The 16,386-nt window shown below is 55.8% G+C and carries 13 protein-coding genes; 7 read left to right on the top strand and 6 right to left on the bottom strand.

Annotation, left to right across the window (positions count from 1 at the left end; translation table 11 throughout):
• Positions 1-233: 233 nt before the first annotated feature.
• A complete protein-coding gene (locus R3D51_11615; GenBank protein MEZ5900125.1) occupies positions 234-512 on the bottom strand; it encodes an EF-hand domain-containing protein in 279 nt (92 codons plus the stop codon).
• 783 nt (positions 513-1,295) lie between these two features.
• On the opposite strand from R3D51_11615, the gene R3D51_11610 reads away from it, so the two are divergent.
• Positions 1,296-2,072, top strand: a complete 777-nt coding sequence (locus tag R3D51_11610) for a hypothetical protein (GenBank protein MEZ5900124.1) — start codon at positions 1,296-1,298, stop codon at positions 2,070-2,072.
• A 404-nt stretch (positions 2,073-2,476) separates the two neighbouring features.
• Here R3D51_11610 and R3D51_11605 read toward each other — a convergent pair whose 3' ends face one another.
• Together R3D51_11605 and R3D51_11600 are read right to left on the bottom strand one after the other, a co-directional pair.
• On the bottom strand, positions 2,477-3,274 hold the full coding sequence (locus R3D51_11605) for a quinoprotein dehydrogenase-associated SoxYZ-like carrier (protein MEZ5900123.1): 798 nt from the start codon (positions 3,272-3,274) through the stop codon (positions 2,477-2,479).
• A 16-nt stretch (positions 3,275-3,290) separates the two neighbouring features.
• The gene (locus R3D51_11600; protein MEZ5900122.1) at positions 3,291-5,270 is read right to left on the bottom strand and encodes an acetoacetate--CoA ligase; all 1,980 of its coding nucleotides are present in this window, start codon (positions 5,268-5,270) and stop codon (positions 3,291-3,293) included.
• A gap of 351 nt (positions 5,271-5,621) precedes the next feature.
• On the opposite strand from R3D51_11600, the gene R3D51_11595 reads away from it, so the two are divergent.
• Positions 5,622-7,277, top strand: a complete 1,656-nt coding sequence (locus tag R3D51_11595; GenBank protein MEZ5900121.1) for a PQQ-binding-like beta-propeller repeat protein — start codon at positions 5,622-5,624, stop codon at positions 7,275-7,277.
• Between the two features lie 427 nt (positions 7,278-7,704).
• Here the strand turns inward: R3D51_11595 and R3D51_11590 are convergent, their stop codons facing one another.
• Positions 7,705-8,112, bottom strand: a complete 408-nt coding sequence (locus R3D51_11590; protein MEZ5900120.1) for a LuxR C-terminal-related transcriptional regulator — start codon at positions 8,110-8,112, stop codon at positions 7,705-7,707.
• A 127-nt stretch (positions 8,113-8,239) separates the two neighbouring features.
• Positions 8,240-9,340, bottom strand: a complete 1,101-nt coding sequence (locus R3D51_11585) for a 3-keto-5-aminohexanoate cleavage protein (GenBank protein MEZ5900119.1) — start codon at positions 9,338-9,340, stop codon at positions 8,240-8,242.
• A 273-nt stretch (positions 9,341-9,613) separates the two neighbouring features.
• Between R3D51_11585 and R3D51_11580 the strand changes: the two genes are divergently transcribed.
• Positions 9,614-10,618 carry a helix-turn-helix domain-containing protein gene (locus R3D51_11580; GenBank protein MEZ5900118.1) on the top strand — a complete coding sequence of 335 codons (1,005 nt, stop codon included), beginning with the start codon at positions 9,614-9,616 and terminating at the stop codon, positions 10,616-10,618.
• Between the two features lie 323 nt (positions 10,619-10,941).
• The gene (locus R3D51_11575; GenBank protein MEZ5900117.1) at positions 10,942-11,412 is read left to right on the top strand and encodes a 2,4'-dihydroxyacetophenone dioxygenase family protein; all 471 of its coding nucleotides are present in this window, start codon (positions 10,942-10,944) and stop codon (positions 11,410-11,412) included.
• A gap of 30 nt (positions 11,413-11,442) precedes the next feature.
• On the opposite strand, the gene R3D51_11570 is transcribed toward R3D51_11575, so the two are convergent.
• Entirely contained in the window at positions 11,443-12,483 is a 1,041-nt protein-coding gene (locus tag R3D51_11570) for an AraC family transcriptional regulator (protein ID MEZ5900116.1), read from the bottom strand.
• A 384-nt stretch (positions 12,484-12,867) separates the two neighbouring features.
• On the opposite strand from R3D51_11570, the gene ada reads away from it, so the two are divergent.
• The 3 genes from ada to R3D51_11555 all read left to right on the top strand — a co-directional run bounded on the left by ada (position 12,868) and on the right by R3D51_11555 (position 16,379).
• On the top strand, positions 12,868-13,968 hold the full coding sequence (ada, locus tag R3D51_11565; GenBank protein ID MEZ5900115.1) for a bifunctional DNA-binding transcriptional regulator/O6-methylguanine-DNA methyltransferase Ada: 1,101 nt from the start codon (positions 12,868-12,870) through the stop codon (positions 13,966-13,968).
• A 186-nt stretch (positions 13,969-14,154) separates the two neighbouring features.
• Entirely contained in the window at positions 14,155-14,919 is a 765-nt protein-coding gene (gene fabI, locus R3D51_11560) for an enoyl-ACP reductase FabI (protein ID MEZ5900114.1), read from the top strand.
• A gap of 173 nt (positions 14,920-15,092) precedes the next feature.
• Entirely contained in the window at positions 15,093-16,379 is a 1,287-nt protein-coding gene (locus tag R3D51_11555; protein MEZ5900113.1) for a serine hydrolase domain-containing protein, read from the top strand.
• The last annotated feature ends 7 nt before the right edge of the window (positions 16,380-16,386 follow it).

Genomic DNA, 16,386 nt, shown 5'->3' with positions numbered 1-16,386 from the left:
AACTAGTCAGCGAACCGTGCTTCATTCTCTGACGCGTCGCGAGACACACTCCCCATCAATAAAGCGAACGATGGGCGCCTTTCGCGCCCATCGTTCATTGTGTAAAGCAGGTCGAAATAAGGACGGCCAAGTCACGTACGGCTATCTGTAGCGTCTCCCTAGCACCCCTTGCCAGCTGGCTAGCCAAAAACGCAGAAAATCAGCGAATTACCGCCATATCTGCGATTATTGACTTAGAATTCCTTCATCTGGATGAGAGCGTTGGCCTCTGCGCCGCCCATTTCCTCAGTGTCAACGACGCCGTCGCCGTTCTTGTCGGCCTTCTTGAAATGGTGGTTGACGAGTCCCTGGAATTCGGTGGCGTCGACCGTACCATCACCATTGGCGTCCAGCTTCTTGAAAACATTGCCGCCAATTTCTGCAGCCTCTCTATCTCCCAGGCTTTCAGCCATGGCAGCGCACGGAATGGAGACAGCAACAATTGCAGCGGCGACGAGAAACTTCAGCCTCATTGGATCCTCCTGAATATAAAAAGTGGATGAAAGTACCTCAATTTAGCAAAAGAAGGAGGCCCTTGAAACTTATATTTCTGCAGAGTGATTAATTAAAACCAGTTGCTGGCACCGGTCATGGTTTGCTCCGTCAGACTTGATCTCTGCTTGCGCGCGGTACGAAGGTCAACTTCGCAGCAGGTGGGATATTAAGATAGTTCGGCCCAGCTTTATCAAACTGTCAAAAGCCATTCTCATCTCGATGATCATCGAAGATGAAGGTGACGCTCGATGGCGATGAGAAGTGCGATCCGTCGGTTGAGCCCACATTGTGGAGCTGATCGCTGAACTATTTCGCGTTTCGAGCGGCATTCGAATAGTTGATATATTATTACATTTATCCGACGGGATGTGTCTCGCTTCAGTCAGCCAATTAGGCGTTAAAAAAAGAGTGCGTATAAGGAGCATATATTTTGAGCGTGGCGCGTATTTGGGCGCTGCTAAATTCAGGAAGTGGGCGCCCCTCTGCAGCCCGGTGCGAAATGTTGCCCTCTGACAATAGGGAGCCGGGTTGCGCTGCCCGGATGTGGCGTCCATGGCACATGGCTCCTGCCAAAAACTATGGGTCGAACCGTTCCAGCAAACACAGAACTGGCTCGGAGTTTGGAATGGGCCTACTCCTACCGAACATTTTCGAGGGGGCTGCTGGTCGTGCTGTGCGGGCGGGCGAGAAATAACGAAAGCGGGATTTGGCACTCCGTTGCGACGTTGCTCGCAATTGCGGGGTGTTGGGGTAGCCTGACTATGCCCGCGGCGGCCGGGGAGCCGGTTGTCAATCCTTCCCTCACCAAGACCTGGGTCTTCAATGTTGGTGCGGTCTTTCAAAATTTGGATGGCGGTGCAACGGCGGACATCAACGGTGGTGGAGGCGGCAGCGTAGGCTTTTCGCAGATTGGACTCGACGAACACAGTACGTCGGTGTTTGCAGCGGCCCGTTGGCGCTTTTCAGATCGCTGGCGGCTCGACTTCACCTTCGACACGGTTGACACCGATGGCAGCCGTACGGTGAGTCATGACATCGAGTTCGGCTTCATTACAATTCCAACCAGTGCAGCGGCCGACAGCTCGCTTCGGATCCGAAACTACTCAGCCTTTGTTGGCTACTCATTTGTGAAGGATGAGCAGTCCGAGTTTGGAGCCCGTCTCGGTCTTACGATCCTTGATGCAGGCTTCTCATTGCAGGGAACCGCAACCGTGCTTGGAGCATCGGGGTCGACGGAAGAGCAGCGTGCGGACGTTATCGGTCCGGTTCCAACGATCGGGCTCTACGGCACCTATGCCCTCTCGAATAGGGTAAGTTTGGAAGGCTCTGTAGATGGCCTCGTGGGAAGCCTGGGTAGCTACAGCGGCCACTACGTCGCCGCGATGGCCAGCCTGAACTATTGGATTGATGACACGTTCGCGGTCGGACTTGGATATCGCTATGTCAATGGCAAGCTAGAGCACGAAGGCAACGTTCTCACCAAGGGCGTCGATATCGAATACTCAGGCCCCGTCGTGCAGGGCTCAGTTGGCTTCTAGCGCTGCGGGCGTGCGAGCTCGCGAACGGAATTTCTCAAACGTCTCGCATTATACGACGGGCAGGGCAAACGGTGTGTCGGCCGTTGGTAGCGTGTTGGCGCGAATTTCGCAGCCGTAGGTCTGGCTGAGGATGCTGGTGACGACGATCTCATCTGTGCGTCCGCATCATCGCTCATGCAGGCGGCAAGGCCCATGATCGCCTGGGCCAGAGCTCCAATCGCAAGCCCGACGAGCAGAAGTCCAGCAGTTGAGAGCTGCGTTGGATGGTCTGCAAGGCAAACATCAATCGATGCTTCTGGGAAGTTCCAAGCTAACTTGGTACGACAGAGTATGCCAGGATTGCTGCTGACGACGCGACCAAGCAATACGGGGGCGGCAGCAGACGCCCGGCGATCCCAGCCAGCTCAATTGGGGAAGTTGCCAATGAAATGATTGCCGTCGGTGTCGACGGTATCGACGGCCAGATTGAGAGAAGGGCTCGCCGCGAACGTAAATCGCAGATTTGGATTGGCGGAAATCGAAATACCAGCCGTCATTTCAAAGACGTTGCGATCCGATGAGTCGACCTTGATCTTTTCGATGAAGCGGGCGGGAATTGTTTGACCCGTTTCTGCGTTGCGCTGCATGCCGTTGAAATTTGGATGTCGCACCATGACCTGAGCCTCGGGCAACCAGGTAGAACCAGGCGCGGGCGCGAAGACTTTTATGCGGGTTTCGCCCTCGTGAGAGGCGCTATCAACATCTTTGGGACTGGGTGCCGAGCAACCGCCAGCAGCAACGACAGTTTGAGCGGCCATGTAGTAATGCCCGTCCGCTGTTCGCATGACGGCTCGAACGGGCGACTGAGTATCCATTCGTACGCGCGTCGAGAACAGTCTGCGGCCGGACAACCCGGCTGCCGGGCCAAAATCTATCTTTGCTGCGAGCGGCGACGGATTGTTGTCGATGATCAAAAAGAGCTGAGAGATCTCACCTTTGTACGTATCTGAGATCGATACGCTCACGGGAACAACGGCGGGGTCGTCGGCCTTCTCAGGTGCGGCGATTGAGAGGATGGAGGGGTTCTCCTCAATGGCGACATCGCCGATGAGTTCACTCTTGATGCCAGCCCAGGTCTCGTCCTTCGCTTGGGCGTAGAACGAGAAAGCAAGCATGCAGTATGATGCAAGCGACACGAGTGCCGCTTTGGAAAGGAAAGTCAACTCCGTCGCCTTTCGATTATTGTGCCGCGGGCGCCAAACTCCACGGGCCATTTTCGAAGCTGGCCAGCGATTCAGGATTGGCAAGCGCCTCGGTGTTTTTGACCTTTATGCCGATGATGGTGTCACGCACGGCAAGCTCGGAGATCTTGCCGGACCGAGTCCTGGGAATATCTGGAACCGCGTGCACCAGAAACGGCACATGGCGCGGGGACGCTCCATGACGAATGCGAGTCTTGATCTGATCGATGAGTTCAGGAGTGAGCGCTTCACCCTGTTTCATGACAACGAACAGCAGGACACGAACGTCTTCAGCCACGGGCTGTCCGACAGCAACTGCGTCCTGAACCTCAGAAATGCCTTCTAGGACGCGATAGATTTCCGCTGTGCCAATGCGGACGCCGCCAGGGTTCAACGTTGCGTCGGAACGGCCATGAATGATGAAGCCGCCATTCTCAGTCCATTCGGCAAAGTCGCCATGGTGCCAGAGCCCGGGCATCCGGTCGAAATAGGCGGCGCGATATTTTGCGCCGTCAGGGTCGTTCCAGAATCCAAGCGGCATCGAAGGGAAAGCGTTGCGGCAAACGAGTTCACCCTTTCCTTGCTTGAGGGATTGTCCATTCTCATCAACGACGTCAGGGTCTAATCCAAACGCTGGTCCCTGGATTTCTCCACGCCACACTGGCTTGGTCGGATAGCCGAGCACAAAACATCCGCAGATGTCTGTTCCGCCAGAGATAGAAGCGAGGTGCACTTCATCCTTTATGGCGTGATAGACGTAATAGAAGCACTCGGGAGAAAGAGGCGATCCCGTCGACAGGAGGACTCTCATGGGCGCGAGGTTATGTGTGTGTCCGGGGCCTAGCTGCTGCTTCTTGATCGTATCGATGTATTTAGCCGAAGTGCCAAAGTGTGTGCAAGATTCCCTCTCTGCGTAGCGCCACAGAGAATCACCGGTCGGATAAGTCGGGGAGCCATCGTAAAGCAGCAGGCTGGCGCCCGTGGTCAAGCCTGATACGAGCCAGTTCCACATCATCCAACCCAACGTCGTGAAATAGAACAGCCGATCCCCTGGCTTAATGTCGGTATGGAGGATTTGCTCACTCAGGTGCTTGATCAGGACGCCGCCTGCACGATGGATGATGCATTTGGGGACGCCCGTCGTTCCTGACGAGAAGAGAATGTACAGAGGATGATCGAACGGAAGGCGCTCAAACTGTGGTTCAGATTTTCCGGCTTTCTCCAGCGCGGCTTCAAATAGTTCGGCACTGCCGGGTTTGATTGCGTTGATGCGGTCCAGCAGCGCGCTGGCACCGCCGATATAGTTCACGACGTACACACGCTCGACGCTTGGGAGGCGTTTCAAAACAGCGAGGATCTTGTCGGAAACATCGATTGTCTTGCCGGCATAATAGTAGCCATCGGCGACCACCAATACCTTGGGCTCGATTTGGCCAAACCGGTCCACGATACCTTGCTCGCCGAAGTCTGGAGAACATGATGACCATATGGCGCCTATAGAGCAGGCTCCGAGAAAGGCGCAAATTGCGTCAGGAACATTGGGAAGGATCGCCGCGACACGATCCTTTGCCGCGACGCCGGCCGCGCGCAGGACACGTTGAAACGCGCCGACGTTAAGACGCAGGTCATTCGCGCTCAAGCGTGACTTGACCTTGTTCTCTCCCCAAAAGACGATTTCCTGATCCGTCTTCGAGAAGCGCAGCGCGTTTTCTGCATAGTTCAACGATGCGGATGGAAAGAAGCTCGTCTCTTCCAGGCGTTGGCCTTGCTTGATGAAGGGCGCAGCACCCTTGTCGCCAATGATACCGGCATAGTCCCAGAGTTCAGACCAGAACTCGGGGCTGTTGGCAACGCTCCAGGCATGGAGCTGGTCAGCATCCATCTCGCCATGGCGAGGCGCCAGGAAATTCAAGAACGATGTTAGCGCGCACGAAGCTACGCTATCGGGTTCGGGAGTCCACAACGGTGGTCGTGACATTCAGGGTCCGTCCAGCAATTTTACCAATCTGCGAATTGCGACTCTCACGAGCGCCCTCTCATAAAGAGCAGATAGGCGCGCGTGACAACAGCGCGCGTGATGAAGGCGTGCCTCCGAGAGTGCACACTTGATCGTATGAGAGAGTAGATGCGGCGCACAAAGTGCACAAGACCGGGAGCTGTGCGCTCTTAGACATATTTCGCATCACGCTAGTGCATGCCGCGGCGGGGCAACCCAACTTACGTCTTTAGCCGACGTGCTGTTCTGCGCAGCGTCGCCAACCGGGTCACAATAAGCCCGGACAACAACAATGCACTCCACAGCGAACTATTCTCGGTAAAGGAGGAATTAATGAAACGACCCATAGGGCTGGCAGCGCAATTGCTGCTCGGCGCATTCGCTGCTACGGCATTCTCTGCCGTTGCATCAGCACAAGATGCGAATGGAAACTGGACAGAATTCAACGGCGATTACCGCTCCTGGCGCTATAGCCCCCTCGATGAAATTACCAAAAACAACATTGGGAAGCTCAAGGTGGCCTGGATTCACCAGCCGGGCGACATCACATCTGGCATTCAGGTGACGCCGCTGGTTATCGACGGCGTCATGTATTACATCGCTGCGAACAACCGCGTTTATGCGCTCGACGCAGCCACCGGCAACCAACTTTGGGACTATATCCCGGAGCTCGACCCGGATCACATCAAGTCGATCTTTGCTTCCTACAATCGTGGCGTTGCCGTTGGTGACGGCAAAGTCCTGTTCGGCACGTCGGACGGCCGCATGATGGCGCTCGACCAGAAGACGGGCAAGGAAGGCTGGCAGGTTCGCTTGACCAACCCGAAGGAGTGCCACGGCTGCAACTTCACCTCGCCTCCCACCATTGCTGACGGCGTTGCCATCATCGGCAAGACAGGTGGTGACCTTGCTCAGCGCGGCGAGATTTATGGCGTCAACATCGCCGACGGCAAGCTGCTTTGGACGTTTGAAGTGCTTAAGGACGATCCTAAGAGCTGGCCTGGTAACACGCGCGAGACCGGCGGCGGCGGCGCCTGGATGCCGGGATCCTACGACCCGAACACGAAGCTCTACTACGTCGGAACGTCGAATCCTGCTCCGGACTTCCGCTCCAGCATGCGTCGTGGTGACAATCTCTACACTTCCTCGCTGATTGCGCTCGAACCAAAAACAGGAAAGCTTGTTTGGCACCATCAGGAAGTGCCCAACGATTCCTGGGACTTCGATTCCCAAAATGAGATCGTGACCGTCAATCACGATGGCAAGGACATCATGTTCCACCTCAACAAGGGTGGGTTCGTGACGGTCCTCGACAAGAAGGACGGAAAGGTTCTCAATGTCTGGAAGTTCAGCGAGAACGTGAATTGGGTTGACGGGATCGATCCGAAGACCGGCGCTCTCGGCAAGCGCCACGAGCCGAACGACGGGAAGAAAGACATCTTCTGCCCAAGCGCTCTTGGTGCTCGCAGCATGAACGCCGGTTCGTACAGCCCGAAGACCAAACTGTGGTATACGAACGGCTTTGAGCTGTGCAACTCAGCTCAGACGGTCGAGACCAAGATCGGGGATCTCGCATTCTCGCAGCCCTACTTCTCGACCAGCGAATTCGAGTTCAATCCGCCTCCGGGTGGCAAGGCCTATGGCTATCTCAAGGCATTTGACCCCTTGACGGGAAAAATGGCTTGGCGCGTCGACTATAAGAACCCCGGCCTCGGGTGGGTGTTGGCGACGGCTGGCGGCCTTGTCTTCAACGGCGATCCTGAAGGTTGGGTGCATGCCTACGATGACGAGAACGGCAAGGAACTCTGGAAGTTCAACACCGGTTCAGGCATCCGCGCCGGCATCATGAGCTATAAGGCCAATGGAAAGCAGTACATCGTCGTTCCGTCGGGCTTCGGTTCGCTGTTCCCAGGCTTCGCCTCCAGCGTCTTCACCGACTTCAAGAACGTTCGTGGCGGCGCCGCGGTAATCGCGTTCACCGTCGAGTAAGATTGAACGCACGATCGAGTAGCAGAGACGGGGAGCGCTTTTAGAAGCGCTCCCCGTCGTCGTTTGAGGTCGTCAGCAAGGAGGCGCGGGCGCGAGCGGTCGCCCTGACTCATAAGGTTCAGTCGTTCCTACTCTGCTTGAATGAAGAAGCCGGGCCGTGTTCGATCCAACCAAAAGGCTTCAACACGGGCCCTAGTTTTTTTGCGAATAGCGCGCCAGACCGAATGCTCGATAAAGCAGAGCAGGGTTTAAATAAATTCTGCGGCAATACATTTTCGCCCGAGCCGTTATCTCGGAATAATCTGACGTTCCGGTGTGTCGCAGATATTTCTGCGCCAAGTGCCGACTGGAAAAGCGAAAGGGCCGCATTTGCGACCCTCTCTTTGCATTGCGCAAGCTGTCAGCTTGTCCGAACTGCAGACCGAATTCAGCGATCGAAAAAGCCGCTGAGGTGGGCGATTTCTTCTGCGGATGGACGGCGCGGCGTGCGGAGAAGCTCAGCCGGTGACATGTGTTGGCGCATGCTGAAAGCGATGAGAGCAGCCTGGACGCGATTGGTGCACCCGAATGCTTGAAAGATTGCGCAGACGTGTGCCTTGATCGTGGACTCCGCGACAGACATCATCGCTGCAATCTCCTTATTGGAGAACCCGAAGCTCAACAGCGAGAATACCTTGCGCTGCTTCGGCGTCAGTGATCGTACACTGTCGGTTGCGTCGATCTTTCGTGTCGTTGGTGGATACGTCGTCTCATTCAGTGTGGCGGATGCCGCCGAAAATGCCTGCCGCATTTTGTGGTGCGGTTTCTGAGCCATTAGTGCGTCGAACTCAGGCATATCGTCCTCTCTGAGGTAAATCTAGGCGCAGCAAAAAATCCGGCGAGAATTTGGCTCAGCCGTGCATTTGCTCGGTTCTTATGAAAGTGGGGCCCCGGAAAGGTAATCCGGAGCCCCGATTGTGATGTCAGCGAGCCATAGACAGCACGGGCTGTCCGGCCTTGTCGCGCAAGATGCCGCCGGGCTTCTTCATGCCCAGTTTCCTGCGGAACTCGTCAGCACTGAGCGGTTCGCGACCGAGGAGGCGCGCCATCTGGCTGAACTGGTACCAAGTATCAAGGTTCTTCTTGATCTTCTCATCCTGGTGCGGGAAGCGCCAAACGGTATCTTCCATGCCGATGCGGATGTTAAGACCAAGCAGCATGGCGAACGTAGCGAGATACGTGCCGGCGCGGCCGGATGCGCAAACGACGATCTCGGACTCGCTGTCGATCTCTTGGATACGGTTGACGTAGTGCATCAGCACTTCAACCATCGCCTTGGGGTTCTGCATGGGCGACCCGCCCGGAAGGTTCGGCAGGATGACCCAATAGTACGGTGGCTTCACTGCGCCGGTCTTGATCAGGTAGCGGTCGGCGTTGTCGATGTCACCGTCGCTGTAAACCGCGATCTGCGCTTTGCAGTTCAGCTCGTTCAAGATGCGGGCCTTCTCGATCATAACGTGAGGAGGCTTGGCAAACAGGGTATCGCCACAGAACGCCGCGACGGTGTTGATGGGGGTTTCGTCCATCAGGCCGTCCTGCAAGCATTCGATCATCTTTGTCCATTCGCCCTTCTGGAAGGGCACCATGCAGGCGCTGACGATTCGATCGGGATAGTACTTGCGGATCGGGTCGATCACATAGTGGAATAGCTTGGGGCAAAGAATGTTGTGGCCGTCTTCGCCGCGCACGTGAACGTGGATGTTCTGAGCGCCGGCGTCGGCACAGGCGAGGGCCTGATCGAGAATTTCGTCCGGAGAGACCGGATGGTTGGGGTTGCCCCGTTTGCTGTAGAAAGCACCCGTAATAGTTTGGGTGATCATAATCTTCTCGGGGATCTTCCACTTGTTCTGAACGGTAACGCCCAGGCCATACTTGGTGGATTCAGGGTCAATGGCCTCTGGCAAGCCATAGGGCATCCATATGCACTGGAAGTCTTTATTCTCTTCTCCCAGCGGGTTAACCGGCTTTTTCCATTCCTCTATGTAGTCCCAATTTACCTTGTCTTGTGGAGATTTTGCATCCATAGCCGTTCCTCCTAGCGCTTTACGGGGCTGTTCTGTGTACCCAGCAGCAAGCTAGCGCGGACCCTTCAAGTTGCCCTTGGATGTGCGTGCACGAGCACTTGGCTCTGAGCGTAAAGCGCGCGATTTTTGTTCTTTTGCACTCTCAGACAAATCCCCATGCGCTCGATGCCGGTGGAAGAGCGTTTGACGCACCAATACGAAAGCTTCTAGGCTGCGACTAAAAGAGGCACGCCAAGCTTCCGATCCGACCAATCGGATTTCCCCAGGGAGGGGATGAACGTGAGAGAGCCGCATACCGAGCCTGTCCGGGAGGATTGGTGGACCACGGAGGCCGCCGTCGTCAGCAAATCTGCTGCCTGGGAGCAAGCGCTTAGAGACTGCTACCTCGACTGGGAGCTGACGAAGCCCGTCAACGACGAGTTTCATGCCCAGATCAGGCAAAAGTATCTGTCAGAGATCAGACTCGTCGAGTGTCAGTGCAGCCCTTGTTCGGGGCGGCGCGTGCTTCGGCGAACCACCCAGGAAGGTGAGCCCTTCGTTGGCATCCAGATCGTCGTGGATGGGGGGGAGAGATTTAAGATCGGTGACAAGACAATCTCGGTCTCGAAGGGCGATGTCGTTTTCTGGAATAGTTATGAATCCACGGAGTTCGAGGTGGTGGAGGACCTGCACAAGGTCACTTTATTGATGCCTCAATCGTTGCTCGAGTCTCGTCTCGAGATGGGCATCCTCATTCGCGGCGGCATCGTCAATACGAACACCGCTTCGGGCGCGATGCTCTATTCTCACATCTGCGCACTCGCTTCGCAGTTTGCCAACATTTCCGACGAAGAGATTTACGGCATCAAGTGGTCCAGCATCGAACTGGGTGCCGCCACGGCTGTTTGGCTGCAGCAACCGATAATCAGTCCTTCCAAGGAACACACGCGACGGATCCAAAGATATATTCTCGCGCAGCTTCAGAATGCCGATTTGAGCGTGCAGAGGATCGCCGACGACAACGGAATTTCCGTTCGCTACGTGCACTCGCTCTTCAGAGCCCTTGGATGCACGGTATCGCAATGGATCATGGAACGTCGTCTGGAGCGTTGTCGAGATGCGCTGGGTGCGCGTCGCGACGGACGCGGCGTTGTTAAGGATGTGGCTTTCCAGTGGGGCTTTAACGATAGTGCCCACTTCAGTCGCGTATTCAAGAAGCGGTTTGGGCAAACTCCGATCCGCTATTGGGAAACGGTGCATGGCCCTCTGTATTGTCAAGAAATTGCAGAAGGCTTCTAGAGCATCCCGGCAGAAAACTCACAATTCACATTCTTGTATAAAAGGAGGGGGCGCAGAAACTGCACCCCCTTAAGTTTATCCGTACCTTAGAGGAAAGGCAGGCAACGATCCTTAGATAAGAGAACGCGCGCACTGATGGAACAGATCGCTATGCTGAGATCGACGGACGAGAGCGCAAACGGATTTCCGATGCGTTGAATCAAAGGTCCGCTACGCGATTTTCGCGATGCTACTGCGCTTGTCTGCGCTGAAGAAGCCTGGGTTCGAAACTATTGTTGTCGGTATCGCAATCAGCCGATCATCGGCAATGGAGGAACCAAAAAATGAAGCCCAAGGCACAAGACATCTACGTGCAAATGGACGATACCCCATGGGCCCCATTCGAGGGGTTTGCCGAAGGTGGGATCAAGTGGCGCCTGCTGAATGTTTGCCCAGAGATGGGGTCTTGGACGGCAGTATTTGATTGCCCCGCAGGATCGTCGTTTGCAACGCACATTCACACCGGCCCAGGCGAGTATTTCCTGTACAAGGGCAAGATGGATATTCGTGGCGGTGAGCAGAATGGCGGTGAGACTGCCCGCGCACCAGGTTATGGATTCGAAGCTTCGTCAGCGCGCCACGACCGCACGAACTTCCCCGTCGACAGCGCATTCTACATGACGTTCCTCGGCCCGCTCGCATTCATTGACGAGAAGGGTTCGGTCATCGCCAACGTTGGCTGGTTTGAAGCGCAGCAGGCATGGAACGCATTCCTGGAGCAGTCCGGACAAGCCAAAAAGGCTTCTGCGGCCTAATCAATCCGACGTCCACTAGCGCATGGGCCGTCAGCCACCTCCCGCTGGCGGCCCTTCAACGCAAGGGATTTCATCCTTAGCGCTGTGTGTTTGGCCCCAAAACTCCAGGGGAGTCAGGCCGAACTTCTTCTTGAAGACGCGGCCAAAGTAAGTCGCGTCGTTGAAACCCCACTGGAAGGCAACATCCTTTACGAGACCGCGTGAGTCGCGGCGAGAGGCCAGGGCATCACGGCATCGTTCCAGTCGCCGATCCATGATCCATTGCGAGGCGGTGGTCCCAAGGGTGCTGAACAGCGAGTGGATGTAGCGAATAGATATACCATTCTCTCTCGCAATTTTGGCAAGCGAAAGCTCCGGATCCTGCAGATTGCTAAGGATGTAATTCTGGATGCGTCGCGTATGTGCTTGAGACGGAGTCATGAACGGTTGCTGGAGCCAAACAGCGGCGGCCGCGCCGAGTTCCACCGTGGACCACTTTATTCCGTAGATTTCTTGCGGCGCGATTGAGGTGAAGCGCTGGGCCAAAGTCTGGATATGGGAATAGAGCAACGCTCCCGTGGCGCTCTCTGTGTCGACGATACCGCCCTGGATAAGCAAACCTAATTCGAGGCGTGCCTCCAGAAGTGCTTGAGGAACCAGAAGCGTGATTTTGTGGAGCTCCTCAAGAACCTCGAATTCCGTTTCTTCAAAGCTGTTCCAGAAGACGACATCGCCTCTGGATACGCGGATTGTCTTATTGCCAATCGTGAAGCGCTCTGAGCCCGATAGGACGATCTGCATCCCGATGAATGGCTTGTCCTCCCTATTTGTCTGGCGGAAGACACGGCGCCCGGAGCAAGGGCTGCAAATACATTCAATTAGATCGAGTTCGTCGATGGGGCGTTTGCGGAATCGTGCCTTGAAATCCGGGCCGACTGGCTTTGTCAGTTCCCAATCAAGATAGCAGGTGCGTAGCGCCTCTTCCCAAGCAAACGATTTGTCCGCCGCGTCTTCAAGAGAGTTCCACTGACCCTCGCTGTGTGAGTTCAGCCACCCTCGTGGTGTGGCCTCAAGGTCCAACTTACGACCCATACGTTTGCTCCCGGTAGCAAAGTCGTTGGCTGTCTATTTTTATAGCATTGCATGTGATCTTGGCCAAACATCCGCGCTGGCCAAGGCAAAGGGACCTGACAGACACGCAAAAAGCACCAGACAATCGTGTAGCGTGTTGCAATTGTAAAGGGTTAGCGCGATGGGGCAGTCAGTTAAATCGCACCGCCGTTTTTTCTTGTTCAAGAGCAAGAAACAGGAGGCGAACGGGGCCAGCCCTATGGCTTAACTAGCGTCGGGATTGCCACTTGGCAAAGCCAACGTCTTGGCGGCTTACGGCGCGGGACTTCAAGGAGCTTTGCTGCGCTGCCGCAAACACGAACGCACGGGTACTGCCCGAGAGCTTGATACAGCGAGACGCTGACAATGAAGACCGCCCGCAAGACTGTCCTGCGCGCCCAACGCGCAGTTTCGATCCCTCCAACACAAAGCCTGGATGCGATCTATTGGCAGGCACTTGTCACGCGTGATCAGACCTTCGACGGTAAGTTCTACTATTCCGTCAAGAGCACCGGCGTCTTCTGCAGGCCTTCATGTGCAGCGCGATTACCTCGGCGGGAGAACGTGGCGTTTCATTCCTCGTGTCGCGAGGCGGAGGTTGCGGGGTTCCGCCCCTGCGAGCGTTGCAGGCCCGAAGAACTATCCCTCCATGAGCGATATGCCGTCAAAGTAGCAGAGGCCTGCCGTTTGATAGAAAACGCGGAAGAGTCACTAAAGCTCGACACGTTGGCGGCGGCAATGGGGCTGAGCCCGTTTCACTTTCATCGCATTTTTAAGTCGATTGCGGGTGTGACGCCGAAGGCCTATGCCATCGCGCACCGTCAGAAGAGGTTGCGCGACAGCTTGAGAAAAGATCCCACCATAACCAAGGCGATCTTCAATGCCGGATTCAACTCCAGCGGGGGCTTCTATGCTGACTCAGAGAGCGTGCTTGGCATGAGCCCCTCCGATTTTCGGTCCGGCGGAGCAGGAACACAGATTCATTTCGCTGTGGGACAATGCTCGCTTGGGTCGATTCTAGTGGCCGCCAGTGCCAAGGGAATCGCCGCGATCCTCCTGGGGGATGATCCGGAGACGCTGGTTCACGAACTTGAAGACCGCTTTCCCAAGGCGACACTCGTTGGTGGCGACCCCACGTTTGAGGGCGTCATGGCTAAAGTCGTGGGGCTGGTCGAAACCCCAGCGAACGGACTTGATCTTCCGCTCGATATGCGTGGGACGGCTTTTCAGCACCGCGTTTGGCTAGCCCTGAGAGAGATTCCGGTCGGCACGACGGTGACATATACGCAGATTGCAGAGCGCATCGGCATGCCCAAGGCCGTGCGCGCCGTAGCTAGCGCATGTGCCGCGAACAAGATTGCGGTGGCCATTCCCTGCCATCGCGTGATCCGTAACGACGGTGCGCTGTCTGGCTATCGATGGGGCATTGAACGCAAACGAGCGCTCATTGCACGCGAGGCAAAGTAGTAGTGCAGGCGCGCAGGACTGCGACCTTGGAGACGTAGGTGCCGTCTGCATTAGACTTTTTCTGAGCTTTGTATGCGACAGTGGGATCCATCTCTCGGCTGATATGCCACATGCTCGTGTCTTGATGGTGAAGTGCGCTCGCGACACGTTGAGGAGACTTACCGGTGAAACCGACGCGAGGCGTACATGTTCTCTCTTGAAAATAAGAAAGGGCTCATCCTTGGCATCGCAAATGAGCATAGCATAGCGTATGGGTGTGCGAAGGCATTCAAGGCGGCAGGCGCTGACCTCGCGATCACGTACCTCAATGACAAGGCGGAGCCGTATGTGCGCCCACTTGCTGAAGGACTAGGTAGTCCGATCATTGTTCCGTGTGATGTAACGGTTCCTGGTCAGCTCGAAGCCGTATTCGCGCGGATTTCCGAAACCTGGGGACACCTCGATTTTGCCGTGCACTCGATCGCGTATGCGCCGAAGGATGATCTGCACGGTCGATTGACGGATTGCTCCGCGCAAGGGTTTGCGCTTTCGATGGATGTGTCAGTCCACTCGTTTCTGCGGATGGCGAAGCTTTCCGAACCTTTGATGCGCTATGGCGGCACTCTATTGGCGATGAGCTACTACGGCGCAGAGAAGACAGTTGCTAACTACAACCTTATGGGCCCGGTCAAAGCCGCACTCGAAGCAAGTGTGCGCTACCTTGCTGTAGAATTGGGTCCCAAGCAGATACGCGTGAACGCTTTGTCGCCTGGGCCCATGAAAACGCGCGCGGCGTCAGGTATTGCGCATTTCGATCAATTTCTTGATACCGCGATTGCTGCTGCCCCCGAGCACAAGCTGGTGTCGCTTGACGACGTTGGCGCATATGCCACGTTCTTGGTCAGTGACGAGGCCCAGTCGATCACCGGCAATGTTATCTTCGTTGATGCGGGCCAACACGTCGTTGCTTAGCACTGTGGTGTAGAGCGCAGTCGCGGCATTGCACAAACGCAGGACGCGTTTCCAATAAACATTTACGTTGCGTTCGGGCGCCTTGCTGGCCATCTGGCCTAGTGACGCCTACGCTGGTTGCACTGTAGGTTCTCCCCTCCAGTAATGGCTGGATTGAAAGGGAGGGATAGCTCATGCGCCGTGCGATTGGTGGCTTAGCGTCGGTCTGCGCGCTTATCGGTTTCTTGATCAATCCAGTTGCAGCGCAAGAGGCGCAGTCTTCCAAAAGCGGTATCGTTGAGGGGATGTCTGTTGAGCGTCTCGGGTGGATAGCAACGTCGATGGACCGGGAAATTGCTAAAGGCGTGTTTCCCGGCGCTGTCACGCTGATCGCTCGCCGAGGCGAAATCGTGCATTTCGCGGCGCACGGATATCTCGATGCGGCCAAAACCAAACCGATGAATAAAGACAGCATCTTCCGCTTCGCATCCATGACGAAGGCGATCGTCACGACTGCAGCGATGATGTTGGTTGAGAAAGGTATCATCAAACTCAACGATCCTGTCGCCGACTATCTGCCGGAATTGAAGGATCTCAAAGTCGAAGTTGCGAAGGCGGATGCAAGTGGGCAGGTGTCTTACGATGATGTTCCGGCTGACAAGCCCATCACGATCCAGGACTTGATGCGGCATACATCGGGATTTTTCTACACCTTCACCGTAAAGTCCCAGCGGCTGAAACAAGCCTATGAGGCAGCCAATATCGAGGGGAGCGACGCGGACATCTCGGGCGACGAGATGCTAAAGCGTCTGCATGAAATTCCCTTGGCCAATCAACCGGCGAACAACTTCCTCTATTCCGTCTCCATAGACGTTCTTGGTCTCCTTCTGGAGCGCGTGACAAAGCAACCGCTCGACGTTCTGCTTCAGGACACGCTGATCGGTCCCCTCGGCATGACTGACACCGCGTTCTGGGTGCCGGCTGAGAAGGCTGATCGGATTGCCGAGGTTCCCGACAGCGATCCTCTCAAGAAGCTTTCATTACGGTTTTGCAGAACGCAGGACGAGATCAAGAAATCATACTTGAAGGGAGGAGCCGGTCTTTGCGGAACTGCGCAGGACTATTTCAAATTCCTGCAGATGATCGCCAACGGCGGTGAGTATGAAGGCAAGCGGTATCTTTCGAAAAAGACGGTTGAGTTCATGCTGCAAAACCACCTCGTGGGCATGGGTGGCTCTACAGAGTCATCAACCGGGCCAGGGTATGGCTTTGGCTTGGGCTTTGCCGTGCGCTTGCAGGATGGTTTTGGATGGAGCCCGGGCTCGAAGGGCGACGTGATGTGGGCGGGCCTCTTCGGCACGAGCTTTTCCATCGATCCCAAGGAGCAGCTCGTTTTTATTTTGCTTACTCAGGGCGCAACGGCGCGACTGCAAAGCCGACACCTCTTCAAAAACCTCGTTTACGGTGCAGTCATGGAGTAAGCGGAGT

The sequence above is a fragment of the Hyphomicrobiaceae bacterium genome (genome assembly GCA_041397645.1).
Classification (GTDB): domain Bacteria; phylum Pseudomonadota; class Alphaproteobacteria; order Rhizobiales; family Hyphomicrobiaceae; genus Hyphomicrobium_B.
Note: the sequence above shows the minus strand (reverse complement) of the source record. Positions and strands in the feature narration are given on the sequence as shown.